This is a genomic window from Sinorhizobium sp. NFACC03, assembly GCF_900103435.1.
In the GTDB taxonomy this organism is placed as follows: Bacteria; Pseudomonadota; Alphaproteobacteria; order Rhizobiales; family Rhizobiaceae; genus Ensifer.
Genome location: NZ_FMXF01000036.1, coordinates 16,021 through 29,528, shown reverse-complemented (window position 1 = coordinate 29,528; position 13,508 = coordinate 16,021). Strand labels below are relative to the sequence as shown.

Below are 13,508 nucleotides of genomic sequence, written 5' to 3'. Positions count from 1 at the left end.
TCTGAGAATCGCATTTCCACGAATCCCCGTCAAGAGTGATTGGCACCTAATTTGGTGAGCGGACTTCTTTTGCCTTTTGAGAGGTGAAGGAAATGCAGAGTGGAAGTGTGACGACGCCTTTCGGGCGGCGGCCGATGACGCTTGCGCTGGTAAGACGGCAGGTGGCATCCACCGTGATGAAGTCGAACAAGACGGCTGACAAATGGAAAGTGTTTCGTGACGCCTGCGAAGCCAGGACGCTTCTCGGGCTACAGGATCGTGCACTTGCCGTTCTTGACGCGCTCTTGAGCTTCTATCCGGAGACCGATCTGCGCCAGGGAGACTCTCTCATCGTCTTTCCGTCGAATGCTCAGTTGTCGGTCCGTGCGCACGGTATCGCCGGCGCCACGTTGCGGCGGCACTTGGCGACGCTTGTTGACGCTGGGCTGATTGTTCGCAAAGACAGTGCAAATGGGAAGCGTTATGTCCGGAAGGACAGGGCTGGCGACATCGAGGATGCGTTCGGGTTCGATCTTTCCCCGCTTCTTGCCCGATCGGAGGAGCTTGCGCAGATGGCCCAACAGATGGCGGCAGAACGCGCACTGTTTCGCCGGACCAAAGAGGCGCTCACCATTCGCCGACGCGATGCCCGTAAGCTCATCTCGGCAGCGATCGAAGAAGGCGCGAGCGGCGATTGGGGCAAGATTGAAGGCGTGTACCTGGCGCTCGTAGCCCGGATACCGCGATCTCCGACGATCCACGACCTGGCATCGATCCTCGAAGAGATGGATCTTCTCTGCGCAGAGATAGTCAATCAGTTGGATGTTTTGGATATTTCTGAAAATATGAGCAGCAATGATGCTCATATTGAGCGTCACATACAGAATTCAAATACCGAATCCACCCATGAACTTGAACCTAGCTCTAGAGACGAGCTGGAGGCGAAGGCTGAGCCAGAAAAGCCGCCACTGAGGGAGCCGCTGAAGGCATTCCCGTTGAGTATGGTGACGCGGGCCTGCCCTGAGATCACGATGTACGGACAAGGCGGGACCATATCGAGCTGGCGCGACTTGATGGCGGCGGCCGTGGTGGTGCGTTCGATGCTGGGGGTGAGCCCGAGCGCTTACCAGGATGCTTGCGAAGTGATGGGACCTGAAAATGCGGCGGTTGCCATGGCGTGTTTGCTCGAGCGGGCAGGACACATTAACTCGGCCGGAGGTTACTTGCGCGATCTGACGTCAAAGGCGCGACGCGGCGAATTTTCACTTGGCCCTATGCTGATGGCCCTGTTGAGAGCGAGCGGAAGCCCCGACCGGCAGGTTGGGTAGACGATTTCCGTCCCGGTTTTCGCATTGTCGTTCCTGGCGGAACCGGGCGCGACAGTGGCAACCCGTGCAGTATGCGGCCGATCCTGAGAGGAGAGCACATTGGCTTCTTCTGACGTGCGGCCGACAAAGTCGGACCGTTCGTGTGGACCCCCCGCTTGAGGCATGCGCTTCTCGATGGTGGACAGTTTCTGTGGCGGGGCTCAAGCAGGTTTCCGAGAAGATCCGGCGCCGCCGTCTGTGCACCATCGGTGTAGAAGCAGCTATCATGAGATAGATCCGGCCGAGTTACCGCCACGCCCCTCGAACAGTGGCAACTCATTGTCGGCGACCAGGAACGGTCCCGACCTGGGTCGATCTGTACCCAACCCTACCGCGAGGTCCCGGGTAACAGCCATGTTTCGCTCGACGTTTTGCCTACTCCGGCCGCGAAAACTGTGGCTCCAATTGAAAAAATGCCATCATTGCACTATATGCAATCAATGATGACTGGAGGCGATTTACATGGCCAGCATGACCATTCGCAACATCGACGATCGATTGAAACAGAGGCTGCGAGTCCGCGCAGCGACCCATGGCCGATCGATGGAAGACGAGGCCCGTGATATCCTGAAAATGGTGTTGGCGCAGCAGGAGACAACGGCGGGAAACCTCGCTGGCGCGATCCGCGCGCGCTTGCAGCCGCTTGGCGGCGTCGAGCTGGAAATTCCCGCGCGCGAACCGATCCGTGACGCTCCGGATTTCTCTGCAATATGATCGTTCTCGACACAAATATCATATTTGAGCTGCTGTTACCGGCTCCCGAGCCCGCGGTTGTCGATTGGCTTGCGGAGCAGCCTCCCGCCGCCATCTTCACGACCACGATCACTGAAGCCGAAATCCTATATGGTCTACGCCTGCTTCCCGATGGTCGCCGCCGGCGCGACCTTGAAGCGGCAATCTTGCCGATCTTTGCGCAAGACCTCGCCGGTCGCGTGCTGCCGTTCGATCGGGAGGCCGCAGACGTTTATGGGATGATTGCAACTGAGCGGCGCAAGGCGGGTCGCCCGATCAGTCAGTTCGACGCCCAGATCGCCGCCATCGCCCTTTCCCGTGGCGCCGCGCTGGCAACTCGGAATGTTCCGGATTTCGAGGATGTCGGTTTGGTAATCATAAACCCGTGGCGGGACAGGTAAGGTGGCGGACGCCGCAAATCGATCGACGTTACTGCCGGCTCGATACTGCATCGAGCCGAGCAACTCGACGCGCTTGATGCCATCCTGCCGTTCGACCGTCGCGACCAACTCGCTGCCCTGTTGACGGACGACGACGTCGCCACGGGCAGCCCCCTCCCCTGGTCGGCGCCGGAGAGCCTGCTACTTAAGTTCGTCGCCCACCATCTCTGGGACCCGGACAAGTGCGCGGAAGATCCAAGCCATGGCATGCCCGCGGAGGTGGAAGCTGGCTTGCGTTCTCAACCTCTGTTGAGCGCCGACGGGCCGCATGCCCCCGAGACCTGCGGCGCCGGTTGACGAACTGGTCGATCCTTACCCGTTGGCGCGGCCTGACAGGCGCCTTCGATGGTTCCTCGCTCAAGTCGGCGCCGCGGTTTGCGGTCCGCAGCCAGCGCTCGGCCGCGTCAACGCAAGAGCAGACAAGCGGTGACCGGCGATATCCTGGCAAAGCTGCTGCAGGCCTGCAGCCGGCGAGCGCCCCGTCAATCTGCGCTATAGGGCACTGCTTCTGACCGCTTTCGCCTCCGGCGGCCGTCGCCGGTCGGAAGTGGCCGCGCTTCGTGTCACGATGTCCTGGCGCTTGTGTCCCAGCCGGAGCGAGGTAGAATATAGACGATTAGGCACCAAGGAACCAGAGAATGGCACTGAGCATCAAAGATCTAGAGACGGAACGCCTTGCCAAGGCACTGGCCGAGAAGACCGGTGAAACCATTACCATGGCGACCCGCCGCGCACTGGAGGAACGGCTGCGGCGCCTCGCAAATGCCGCAAATCGCGATGTCCTTCTCGAGGAACTGGCCGCCAGCCGTAAGCGTTGGGCCAAGCTGCCGATTGTCGACAACCGCTCTGCCGACGAGATCTTGGGGTATGACGAAAACGGGCTCCCCAGCTAATGGTCATCGACACGTCCGCCATCGTCGCGATCGCATTCAATGAGCCCGAAGCAGAAACCTACGAACAAAAGGTCGTCGACGCGCCACGGCGCTTCATTTCCGCGGCGACAATCCTTGAACTCGCCATCGTCATCGAGGCGCGCCTCGGCGAGGCAGGTGCCGCAGAGCTCGATCTGTGGCTTTACAAGGCGGGTGTCGAAATCGTCGCCGTCGACGCGGAACAGATCGCGGTGGCAAGGCGAGCCTGGCGCAGCTATGGCAAGGGCCGACATCCGGCCGGCCTGAACTACGGGGACTGCTTCTCCTATGCGCTGGCCAAGACACGCAATGAACCGCTGTTGTACAAAGGCGATGATTTCTCCCGCACAGACATCGAGGCGGCATGACATGGCATCCATTGCACCAGGGAACCGCAAACGCAATGATCCGAGATATCAGTCGGCAGGATGCTTGTTCGTCAGCAGTTCGGCATTGAGATGATCAAGGCCCGGCTCCATTTCGGACTTTTCGACGGCGGCGCGATCGGCGCCGCGCAGGTCCGCCGTCGCCTCGACGCGACGGTCGCGCCGCGACAGCCGCAGATAATCCTCATAGGCAAGCAGCACGATGCGCGGCCGGCCATTCTTGGTGATGATCACCGGCTCACGCACGGCGGCATCCTGGTAGGCGCCGAAATTCTTCGAAACCGCCGCAGCGGTGACGGTCGACGTCATTTTGATACTCCTTTTTCCGGAAAGAACGGATTGTCGTAATTTCGGCAAGGCCCCTGGAGACTGTGGTCCGATGATCGACAACCATAGAAGGGCGGCTTCTGACAGCCAAGCGGTGCATCGTGTGGATCGATTTAACCGAACCGACCTATGGGATCCACGGAACTCCCGACCCCGACCTCATCGACAAGGTAGCGTCGCATGGCTGCGTCCGCCTGACGAACTGGGATGCCGAAGAACTCGCAGGGATGGTCAAGTTCGGCGTCGTCGTCAAGTTCGTCAATTGATCGGTGCGGACCGCATACCAACTCGGCCGGGAAAGGTGAGTTTCTATGATCGCGGGAGCACGGTCGCTAGCGTGATCCCCACGAATGGACGCTGTTCGTCACCGCCGCCCACCCTGTCGATCTGGCTGAACTGTTAAAAGGGTGCTTTGTACTCTTCCCCCATGTTCAAGGACCATCGCTACACGGTCGGCTGACGGGCGCTTGATGCACACGATCTTGAGCCAGAAGGGGCGCGCTCGATGCGGGTGGACGGTGTGGTGATGGTGCCCGCCCACGGGAATGCTAAACGATCTCACCTGGGATCTCGCGATGGCATGGAAGCCGCGCCCGCCGGGCGCTGCTCGCGTTCGTCGATCCCTGCGGCAGAGCTAGGCGGATCCCCGCAGGACGCAAGAAGATCATAGTTGCCGGCATGATCTGAGCAACCTTTCCCCCTCCGTCCGCGGGCGAAGTACGGAAACCTAATCCTAGGATGGCTGCTCCTTGGGTTGCCGGCCGATGAAGAACCCTGCTACCGACGCCCAGAAGCCTTTCGGCTTGTCGGCGAGTAACGAGCGAACCTGGCGGGCTGCCACCGCCGCACTTACCGTCGTGCCAAAGCGGCAGTAGCAGACAACGTCATGCAGTTCGTCATCGCTAATTTCGAAGAAGCGCTTCGCCTCGCCATAGGTGTCCGTTTCCATACCTGCAGCACGGAGCACCGGATCCCTAAATGCGATCGTTATCGGCGAATAGTCGCAGCGCAGGGCATTTCGCTCGTCCATAACCTGGAATTCGGTTTCATGAAGCGTGTCCAGGTGTCTGTACCTGATTAGTTCCAGAAGCTCGGCCCAGCGCTCCAGCCGCTGCCGGCGCGTCATACCGTCTGGATCGAAACAGGGCTCAACCTGTGCGATGGTCTGCAGTTGTTCCAAGGTGTGATGCTTCATTGTCGCCTCCAATCAAACGACGTTGCGAAAGCAGACCCCAGCAATAGAGTGATCCCTGTCAATTGCGCTGTCCAATCACGATGCTGGCGGCGGGCCTATCGTGAGAATTTCATTTGAACGATATCAGATAGTTAGCCTCGCACGTAATTTGAGAGTTGGCGTTGAATTGAGATATGTGAGAACAGCGCTGGGCCGTTTCCACGTCAACTGAGATTCAGCTGGGGCGTGCATGATAGCGGCGCTATTAGACGCGGCCTTCAGATCGCGTTGCTCGACGAGAAGCACGTCAATCCGGAGATCGTTTTCGATCTGGCACGGACGTTTACGGTTCTTGGTTGGTATCCCCTTCCTCTGCCGCGTATGGCAGAGTCGGTCGAACACCGAGCGGATACCGTCGAAAACTGCAGTCGCTTCGATCAACTGAGCCTACAGCTCAGACTAATTGCCCGACCTATAGAAGATGACCCTTCCGCCTGGCATGAGTTGGAGCAGATAGTCGAATTCGCTCACATTGGCGGTAAGCACGGTAAGCCCGAGCTTTTGGGCCTGCAGAAACAAGACGCAGTCGTGCAGCGCTCGCAAGCGAGCATCGCGCTGATAGCCCTGGAGGCGACACAACATGCCTGACAGCAATGCGGCGCGTCCGAGGACATCCGCATCGGGTGCGAACACGCGATGGGGCGGCATGGCCTCAATCGTCGTCCAGATCTGTTGAATGGCAGGTTTCGTACTCGGGTGTGCTCGATCGAGTACGCCCACCGTGTGCATCAACTCCTGGATGGCGATCGTGGAACGGTTGCTGTGACGGAGTTCGAGCAGGTCTCCAACAACTTCCGGCGCCCGCCCTTGCAAACCATCGATGTAGACGCAGGTCTCGAGGAGAAGTTCCGGCCCTGCTTCCGCTTGCTCCCCAAGAAAGGGCAACTCGTTGTCAGGACGCCTTGAGAGAGTCCGACCGGAATCGAACTTCATCCAGTCTCGGCGCCGCGCGCCGCCTTTCGCCTAAGATCGCGCAGATAGCTGCGGGTCGTGTTGATCTGCGCTGACCTTTAGCGAATTCACGCGATGATTGCTGCGGCATTTCCTCCATTGAAGGCCGCTGGCGCGTTTCCGTGGACACTTGCGGGAGATTGGTCATCCTTCATGCCGTTTCGGGTCTGGCGGCCTTCCTTTCACATCGTAAAACACGCTTGCAACGGAGTAATTTCTAACGCATTTCTTATTTGTACAAAGCACTTCGAAACGAGGCCGTTAAAAGCGCGATGGCGAAGCGACAAACCGTTAACGTCCCACAGCCCCTCAAGCGGCAGATCGGCTACGCCCGCGTCTCGACCGACGACCAAGTCCACGATGCCCAAATCGATGAGCTGCGGGCCGCCGGCTGCGATCGGATCTATCAGGAGCACGGCTCCGGGGCATCGCGCGCGCGCCCAGTCTTGGCCAAAGTGCTTGGCGAGCTCACCGCGGGCGACGTCCTCGTCGTTGTCCGCCTCGATCGGCTGGCCAGATCGGTGAGTCATCTCTTGGCGGTGATAGAAGACCTCGAGGAGCGCGGCGTGCATTTCCGGTCGATCCGCGACCCGATCGACACCTCGACGGCACAGGGCATGTTCTCCCTCCAGGTTCTCGGCGCGGTCGCCCAGCTCGAGCGGGCGCTGATCGCCGAACGCACCAAAGCCGGCATCAAGGCGGCGAAGGCGCGCGGCAAGCTTCCCGGAAACCCCGGCCTGCGAGAACGGCGACCGGAGGCAATCAAGGCCGTCTCCAAAGCGCGCGAGAAACGCTATCTCGATGAGCTCATTGCGTCCGCGCAGACGTGGTTGCCGATGGTACGTCAACTCCGGCCCCAGCACAGTTGGGACAATGTCGTGCGGGTGCTCAATCGCCGCGGTCACGACTGGACCGTCGAGCGCCTGCGACGCGCCGTTCATCGCCTGGTCCGCGAAAAGCTCGCGGAAAAAGACCTCCTGGCCCGATCCCCTCGCCGCGCCCCCGAGGACCATCTGATGAAGCTGGTGGCGGCGATCGCCATTGCCGATCCCGACCTGTCGCTTCGCGACATTGCCGCGCAACTGGACCAGATGGGCGAACGGCCTGTGCGCGGCGGCAAGAAGTGGCAGCCCTCCTCCGTTCGAGACTTGCTGGACGAAGCCCACCGCTTCGGCCTTATCCGTCGCTGAGGGCACGGTTCATCAGGCGGCCGATCGCGCGGCTCCAGACCGACGGCAGCAACTTCTCTGAGGTGACGGAAAATCCACTGAATCTGGTAGAGTCCGCCGATCTTCGCCGGTGCCAAATCGCTCAAATAGAAGCCCGCCGATGCGGTTTCGTCACACCCTGCGGTCGGTGGCAGCGATCGCCATCGCCGATCCCGACCTATCGCTTCGCGACATTGCCCCGCAACTGGACCAGATGGGAGAACGGCCCGTGCGCGGCGGCGGGTTCTTCCGGTCCCTGCTCGCTCTCCCCTCCCCGAAAGTCCCTGAACGCCTCATGCAGGAACGGCGGAGCAGCTCCGGCCGCACGCGGCTCCACCAGGCCTGCGATCTCAGCGATGGCAACCAAACCAAAGGCGATCATTCGCTGATGCGCTGAGCCCCGGTCAGCTGTCAGTAGACCAATCGCGTTCGTATCGTTCCAGGAATTTCGCGTAGGGCCTGAAGAACCTCGTCGGCATTTGCGGAAATTCCTTCGGCCTCGACCACCACATAGCCCGTGTCGCCAAGCGTCTGAAGGAACTCAGCGACGATGTTCAGCCCGCGCGACGAGAAGATCTCGTTGAGCTGGATGAGCATGCCGGGGCGGTTTTCATGCACGTGAATGAAACGCGTGCCGTTCGGGCGCTCGGGCAGCTGTACCTGCGGAAAGTTGACGGCGCCCATCGTTGAGCCGATGTCGGAATACTCGACCAGCTTCCTTGAAACCTCCCCGCCGATGCGCTCTTGGGCTTCCTCAGTGGAGCCGCCGATATGCGGCGTCAGAATAACATTGCTCAAGCCTTGCAACGGCGTCTCAAAACGCTCGTTGTTCGATGCCGGCTCCTTGGGGAACACGTCCACCGCGGCACCCGCTAGATGCCCGTCGTTCAGGACTTTCGCAAGCGCATCGAGATCGACCACCGTGCCGCGAGAATTGTTGATGAAGATGGCGCCCTTCTTCATGCGGCGCAATTCGGTTTCGGTGATCATGTTATGCGTCGAGGGTGTTTCGGGAACGTGCATTGTCACATAGTCAGAGATTTCGAGAAGGTCGCCGAGCGAAGCCATCGACTCCGAATTGCCCCGGCGCAGCCGATCGGAAAGATCGAAGTAGCGCACGACCATGCCCATGCTTTCGGCAAGCGCGCTGAGCTGCGATCCGATATTGCCGTAGCCGACAATGCCGAGCGTTTTGCCGCGGACCTCCCGGCTGCCGACAGCGGACTTCTCCCACCCACCTTGATGCGCGGAAGCCGAGCGCGGAAAGATCTGCCGTGTCAGCATGATAATCTCGCCGATCACAAGCTCGGCCACCGATCGCGTGTTTGAATAAGGTGCATTGAACACCGGAATGCCGCGCCGCCGCGCTGCATCCAGATCGACTTGGTTCGTACCGACGGAAAAACAGCCAACGGCGAACAATTTCTTGGCGGATTCGAAAATCTCGTCCGTCAGCTGCGTGCGGGAACGAATGCCGATGATATGAGCGTCAGCGATGTGGCGCTTAAGATCCTTGTCGTCGAGCGCCTTCGGCAAATGAATGAGGTTGGTGTAGCCAGAAGAAGAAAAGTAGTCCACCGCGGTCTGGCTAATGCCTTCCAGCAGAAGCACGGAAATTCGGTCGCGTGGGAGAGACAGTTGGCGGGTCATAAATGTTGCTCCGATTTCCGAAAAGCCGATGTGGCTTCGGCGCCTATGAAGGTTTAAGCGGCCGGACAGGCTAATATCAACACCTTGATACCGCGCACAGATCTCAACGTGCCACGGTTTTCAATGCTTCCTCCCCAAAGGTTGGCAAGAAAGCCATTGATTTGGCCACACTAACGACGAAAAAGAACGGCTGACAACTGACCTACCGGCGATCGCCTGGAACTGCACCCAACGGGGCCAACCGCCCGCTGCATGTCGCGTTCCAGCGGCCACTGAGGGCACGGACGGCATGGACTTCCAGGCTCGCTCTTGAGGATCTGCAGCGCCACGCGGCGGTAGTCGCTACCGCTCCGCGGCTTCAGCTCAGTGCTGCCAGCCCGGGGCGCGGGTGCTAGTTCTTCCTGCCTGCTCCCTCTCCCCTCTCCGGATCTTGCATCCGATTTAGCACCGAAGTTCTCGGCTTCTTGCGGCTATCCCCTTCCCTTGGTGCGAGCGGCATAGCGCTGGACGATCAATTCCAGCCATCATGTAGCTACACTACAGCTCTCTTCTGCCAGCGTGATTGAGCTATTGACGCACTTGCTATAGCTCATTTTCTCCGTCAAAAGTGAGTTATAGAAAGGAAATCTATAACTCATGAATTGGAACTGGACACATCAAGGTTGGCCCGACTTCAAGTATGATGCCGCCCGGCTTGCGCCGCTCGAACTGCAGTTCCTCCTCTCGTCGGGCGAAGTCATTGGTGCAATCCGTCATGCCAGTGATGATGACCGCAGCCAGCTTCGCATCGAGCTGCTTAGCGAGGAGGCGATCAAGACCTCCGCGATCGAGGGCGAAGTGCTCGATCGTTTAAGTGTGCAATCCTCGCTGCGCAGACAGTTTGGTCTCGAGGCAGACACACGACCTGTGAGGCCACAGGAGCGCGGCGTCGCAGAGATGATGGTTGACGTCTATGCAAACTGGTCCACGCGCTTGGACGATAAAACACTGTTTCGTTGGCACGGGATGTTGATGGCCGGGAACCGTCACCTCGCAACTATTGGCGCGTACCGAACACATGAGGATGCCATGCAGATCGTGTCCGGTCGCTACGATAAGCCCGTTATCCATTTCGAGGCTCCCCCATCGATACGCGTACCCACGGAGATGGCGGCATATATCGAGTGGTTCAACCGATCTGCACCCGGGGCTGAAACTCCCCTCCCTGCCCTCACACGCGCCGGGATTGGTCACCTCTACTTCGAAAGCATACATCCGTTCGAGGATGGCAATGGGCGGCTGGGTCGAGCGCTGGCCGAGAAGTCACTTGCGCAAAATATCGGGCAGCCCAGCCTCATTGCCCTAGCCTTCACTATCGAGCGTTACCGAAAAGCATACTACGATCAGCTTGAGCAGCATCAGCGGACACTCGATATAACGGAATGGCTTGTCTACTTTGCCGAGACCATCCTGGAGGCGCAGCAGACGACGCTAAAACGCGTCGCGTTTCATCTTGCCAAGGCGCAATATTTCGATCGCTTCCGCGACCAGTTTAACGAACGTCAAGAAAAGGTCATCGCGCGGATGTTCCGCGAGGGCCTCGCTGGCTTTCGAGGTGGTCTAAGTGCGGAAAACTATATCTCGATCACCAACACATCTCGCGCGACTGCCACCCGTGATCTGCAAGATTTGGTCGAAAAAGGAGCACTCACGAGAACTGGTGAACGAAGGCACACGCGGTATTCTCTGAACCTCTAGCGAACAGAAGTCATAACGCTGACCGCGATCCCTAAATGGTCCGCCGTATCCGCTCCAACTCGTCTGTCCACTCCTCCCATTGGTTCCCAGTCGCTCGATCGGCATCGGCGCACGCGACAACTCCCAGCGCTCCGCCTTTCACGTCAGATCGCGCAAGTTGCCGCCGGCCAAGTTGATCTGCCCTGCCCATTTTCCAAAATGCATGCCATTGTGGCCGCTGCGTTCTCCGCCCCCGCGCAGGCCTCCAGATAGGCGCTCGGACTGACCTGACTGGGGCTGCCAACCGTGGCATTCCCCTGCCGGAAGCGATGCAGCAGTCGCTGCATAAATCGGTGACCACGGCGGCGAGTTACTACAACAACGCCGAACGAAAGAATGGACGAGCGGCCCGGCTGATCGTCTAGGCGAGACTACGCGCCGAACAATGTATCGGCTCGTCTCTCAAACGATTGCCACTCTTCTGGCTCACCTCCCGCCTCCGATCTATCGCGCAGGTCAGCGGCTACTGCCGCCCTTCCCCAGGCTTCGGCCCGCTGCATAAGCGACACCATCTCTGCCTTCAAGTGATGCGAGCGTTGGAGGTCGGCGGCGCGCTCGGCATTTTGTCGCGGATCGTAGAACACGCCAATTTGCGCACCGGCCGCCTTTCGCTCCGCTTCCAACTCCGCCGTAAGTGTGGCCAATTCGGCCTTCACCGCAAAATAGCGTTTCATCACGACGATGAGTTCGCGGTCGTCCGTTTCCATCATCGCTCCCGAGATTCTGTTTGCATGAGGACAATGATGATCAACAACAAGGGCAGAATCGCGATGGTTCATTAGACCTCACAGTTTGGCGCAACGAAAAAGTCTGGCGTAGAAGGACGTGGGCCACCCTGGCGTGAGTGACCGCCAGCGGAGCACGAGGAGCGCTGCCCGTTGGACCGAAGCGCTTCAGGAGGCGTGGTTGCTCCGATAAATGGATAATGGCGTTACCGCGCAGCAAGTCCCTGGGGGCAACGTGAGTTGTGCCAGCGCGCATCAGCCATCAGCATTGGCCAAAGCGAAAACTCGCCGCGCTCGGCCCTTCGCGTCAAATTGCGCTAATAGCCGCCGGCCGAATAGATGTGCCCCTGCCCTTTCGAGAATACACGCCATGACGGCGGCTGCATTCTCCGCTCCAAGAATTCCGCAGGCCTCTCATAGGCGCTCGGACTGACCCCGAGCATCGATCGAACCACGACAGCCGCAGACAAAAGGTCGCGCCAGGTCGCGACCGCACCGTTCGGGCCGCAATCGTGGCCCACCATGGCCAGATAATCCGTGAGGTCGAATAGCTCAAAACCCTGACAGCTGTCAGGGTTTTTTGGTCCTCGCCCACCGGCGATCGTAGCCGCCACGTGAGGATGCCCGAAGATCAGACACCGAGCTGGGCTTGGAGACCACGGCATTTCAACGCTGCCGACGCGGCGGCTATCGGTCTGCGCGCGTAGTGAGATGGAGATGAAGCAGAGGGGCCGGCGTCCTTCTAAGCCTGGGTCTCTCTACAAAACCCTGACAGCTGTCAGGGTTTTGTACTCTCAGAACGGCGCCATCGTCGCCATACGAAATATGCTGCCGGCTTACAAATTCGACGCCGGCGTGCGCGTCATAGTTCGCCTCGATCGTCTCAACTCTTTGTGCCCTGTCACAGATCTGCACACCTGCCCAGCGGGTAGTCGGAGGCCTGAGAGACCCAATAGAGCTCATCCGCGTTGAGCGAAAATCACATCCAAAACCCTGACAGCTGTCAGCGTTTTTTTTGGTCCACCTGAGCCGACTATCGTAGCCGCCATGTAAGGATGCCCGAAGATTACACAGCGAGCTGCGGTCGAAGGCCAGGGCAACTCAACGCTGCCGACGCGGCGACTTTCCGTCTGCTCGCGTAATCAGATGGAGATGAAGCCAAGGGGCCGGCGCGCTTCTAAGCCGGGATTGGCTCTCTAAAAAACCCTGACAGCTGTCAGGGTTTTGTCATTTCAGCGAGTATGCGCTCAGCTGAGCTCCGCTTCATCAACTATACCGATCAGTGCATCGCGCCGCCTCCGGGGCCAACCAGGCGGCTTTCAATGACTTGAAGCCACGGTGCTTGCCGATGTTCCGAATGAAGTGGACCGAGCCCCCTTCGACCGGCGGTACGATAGCCATATGCCAGATGCATGGCCCGTGTATGGGGCACTCCGCGCCTAGCGCACCCGAATCCGAACCGACCCTTCGAAGCACACTGCCTCTTGAATCCTCGGCGGCGGTGAACTCCGCCATTCGATCCTCGGGAGGCGAATTCGATACTGAATGGAGCGTGCGGGCGACACGCACACGAGACATTGTCGAGATCGTCAGCCGCTACCGGATTAGGGCTGTGAAGTCACGCTGGGGCAAGGAGCAGAAAGACGGCTGGCGTCTCAGCGGTGAGCAGATTCCTCGGTCATCCTCCCGCCGCGATTAGAATTCCAGGTTGACTAAGGCCGATCGCAGCAATGGAGTTCATATGCGGTTTCGTTGTTTACTTCTGCGATCGCTTTCGTGATTTCAGGTCTCGGGGGGAGGGCGGACGCCTGTTCGATGTACG

13 protein-coding genes and 4 pseudogenes are annotated in these 13,508 nt (G+C 59.4%); 11 read left to right on the top strand and 6 right to left on the bottom strand.

All coding sequences use genetic code 11. From position 1 onward, the window contains the following. Positions 1 to 92 precede the first annotated feature (92 nt). The 6 genes and pseudogenes from repC (BLU35_RS29715) (at position 93) to BLU35_RS29690 (ending at position 3,797) form a co-directional block, all read left to right on the top strand. Positions 93 to 1,307, top strand: coding sequence for a plasmid replication protein RepC (repC, locus tag BLU35_RS29715; protein WP_093235743.1), 1,215 nt, complete (start codon positions 93 to 95; stop codon positions 1,305 to 1,307). 501 nt (positions 1,308 to 1,808) lie between these two features. Next, positions 1,809 to 2,060, top strand: coding sequence for a FitA-like ribbon-helix-helix domain-containing protein (locus tag BLU35_RS29710; protein ID WP_058324701.1), 252 nt, complete (start codon positions 1,809 to 1,811; stop codon positions 2,058 to 2,060). Then, complete coding sequence (locus tag BLU35_RS29705; protein WP_093235741.1) at positions 2,057 to 2,479, top strand: type II toxin-antitoxin system VapC family toxin; 423 nt, start codon at positions 2,057 to 2,059, stop codon at positions 2,477 to 2,479. The genes BLU35_RS29710 and BLU35_RS29705 overlap by 4 nt, the downstream gene beginning before the upstream one ends. 21 nt (positions 2,480 to 2,500) lie before the next feature. Beyond that, positions 2,501 to 3,083 (top strand): annotated as a pseudogene (locus tag BLU35_RS29700) (integrase); the annotation flags it as partial. Positions 3,084 to 3,156: 73 nt separating this feature from the next. Next, entirely contained in the window at positions 3,157 to 3,411 is a 255-nt protein-coding gene (locus BLU35_RS29695; protein WP_093235740.1) for a type II toxin-antitoxin system VapB family antitoxin, read from the top strand. Next, positions 3,411 to 3,797 carry a type II toxin-antitoxin system VapC family toxin gene (locus BLU35_RS29690; protein ID WP_057251453.1) on the top strand — a complete coding sequence of 129 codons (387 nt, stop codon included), beginning with the start codon at positions 3,411 to 3,413 and terminating at the stop codon, positions 3,795 to 3,797. The genes BLU35_RS29695 and BLU35_RS29690 overlap by 1 nt, the downstream gene beginning before the upstream one ends. A 48-nt stretch (positions 3,798 to 3,845) precedes the next feature. On the opposite strand, the gene BLU35_RS29685 is transcribed toward BLU35_RS29690, so the two are convergent. Beyond that, complete coding sequence (locus BLU35_RS29685) at positions 3,846 to 4,124, bottom strand: type II toxin-antitoxin system Phd/YefM family antitoxin (protein WP_058320693.1); 279 nt, start codon at positions 4,122 to 4,124, stop codon at positions 3,846 to 3,848. A 119-nt stretch (positions 4,125 to 4,243) separates the two neighbouring features. On the opposite strand from BLU35_RS29685, the pseudogene BLU35_RS29680 reads away from it, so the two are divergent. Continuing rightward, positions 4,244 to 4,408 (top strand): annotated as a pseudogene (locus BLU35_RS29680) (L,D-transpeptidase); the annotation flags it as partial. Between the two features lie 467 nt (positions 4,409 to 4,875). Here the strand turns inward: BLU35_RS29680 and BLU35_RS29675 are convergent. Continuing rightward, positions 4,876 to 5,337: a hypothetical protein gene (locus tag BLU35_RS29675; RefSeq protein WP_057251449.1), complete on the bottom strand. Its 462-nt coding sequence runs from the start codon at positions 5,335 to 5,337 to the stop codon at positions 4,876 to 4,878. 438 nt (positions 5,338 to 5,775) lie between these two features. Further along, complete coding sequence (locus BLU35_RS29670) at positions 5,776 to 6,309, bottom strand: type II toxin-antitoxin system VapC family toxin (protein WP_093235739.1); 534 nt, start codon at positions 6,307 to 6,309, stop codon at positions 5,776 to 5,778. A gap of 290 nt (positions 6,310 to 6,599) precedes the next feature. Here BLU35_RS29670 and BLU35_RS29665 point away from each other — a divergent pair, with 290 nt between their 5' ends. Both BLU35_RS29665 and BLU35_RS35335 read left to right on the top strand, forming a co-directional pair. Continuing rightward, complete coding sequence (locus BLU35_RS29665) at positions 6,600 to 7,517, top strand: recombinase family protein (protein WP_093235738.1); 918 nt, start codon at positions 6,600 to 6,602, stop codon at positions 7,515 to 7,517. A 151-nt stretch (positions 7,518 to 7,668) separates the two neighbouring features. Further along, positions 7,669 to 7,776, top strand: a pseudogene (locus BLU35_RS35335) (recombinase family protein); the annotation flags it as partial. 170 nt (positions 7,777 to 7,946) lie between these two features. Here the strand turns inward: BLU35_RS35335 and serA are convergent. Then, entirely contained in the window at positions 7,947 to 9,185 is a 1,239-nt protein-coding gene (gene serA / locus BLU35_RS29655) for a phosphoglycerate dehydrogenase (protein ID WP_057252917.1), read from the bottom strand. A gap of 636 nt (positions 9,186 to 9,821) precedes the next feature. Between serA and BLU35_RS29650 the strand changes: the two genes are divergently transcribed. Further along, entirely contained in the window at positions 9,822 to 10,922 is a 1,101-nt protein-coding gene (locus BLU35_RS29650; protein WP_093235737.1) for a Fic family protein, read from the top strand. Between the two features lie 257 nt (positions 10,923 to 11,179). Then, a pseudogene (locus BLU35_RS29645) lies at positions 11,180 to 11,326 on the top strand (integrase); the annotation flags it as partial. Between the two features lie 6 nt (positions 11,327 to 11,332). Here BLU35_RS29645 and BLU35_RS29640 read toward each other — a convergent pair. Together BLU35_RS29640 and repC (BLU35_RS36775) are read right to left on the bottom strand one after the other, a co-directional pair. Beyond that, positions 11,333 to 11,668 (bottom strand): hypothetical protein, encoded by a 336-nt coding sequence (locus tag BLU35_RS29640; RefSeq protein WP_286161665.1) that lies wholly within the window; start codon positions 11,666 to 11,668, stop codon positions 11,333 to 11,335. Positions 11,669 to 12,003: 335 nt separating this feature from the next. Continuing rightward, on the bottom strand, positions 12,004 to 12,210 hold the full coding sequence (gene repC, locus BLU35_RS36775; RefSeq protein WP_353615054.1) for a replication initiation protein RepC: 207 nt from the start codon (positions 12,208 to 12,210) through the stop codon (positions 12,004 to 12,006). Between the last annotated feature and the right edge of the window lie 1,298 nt (positions 12,211 to 13,508).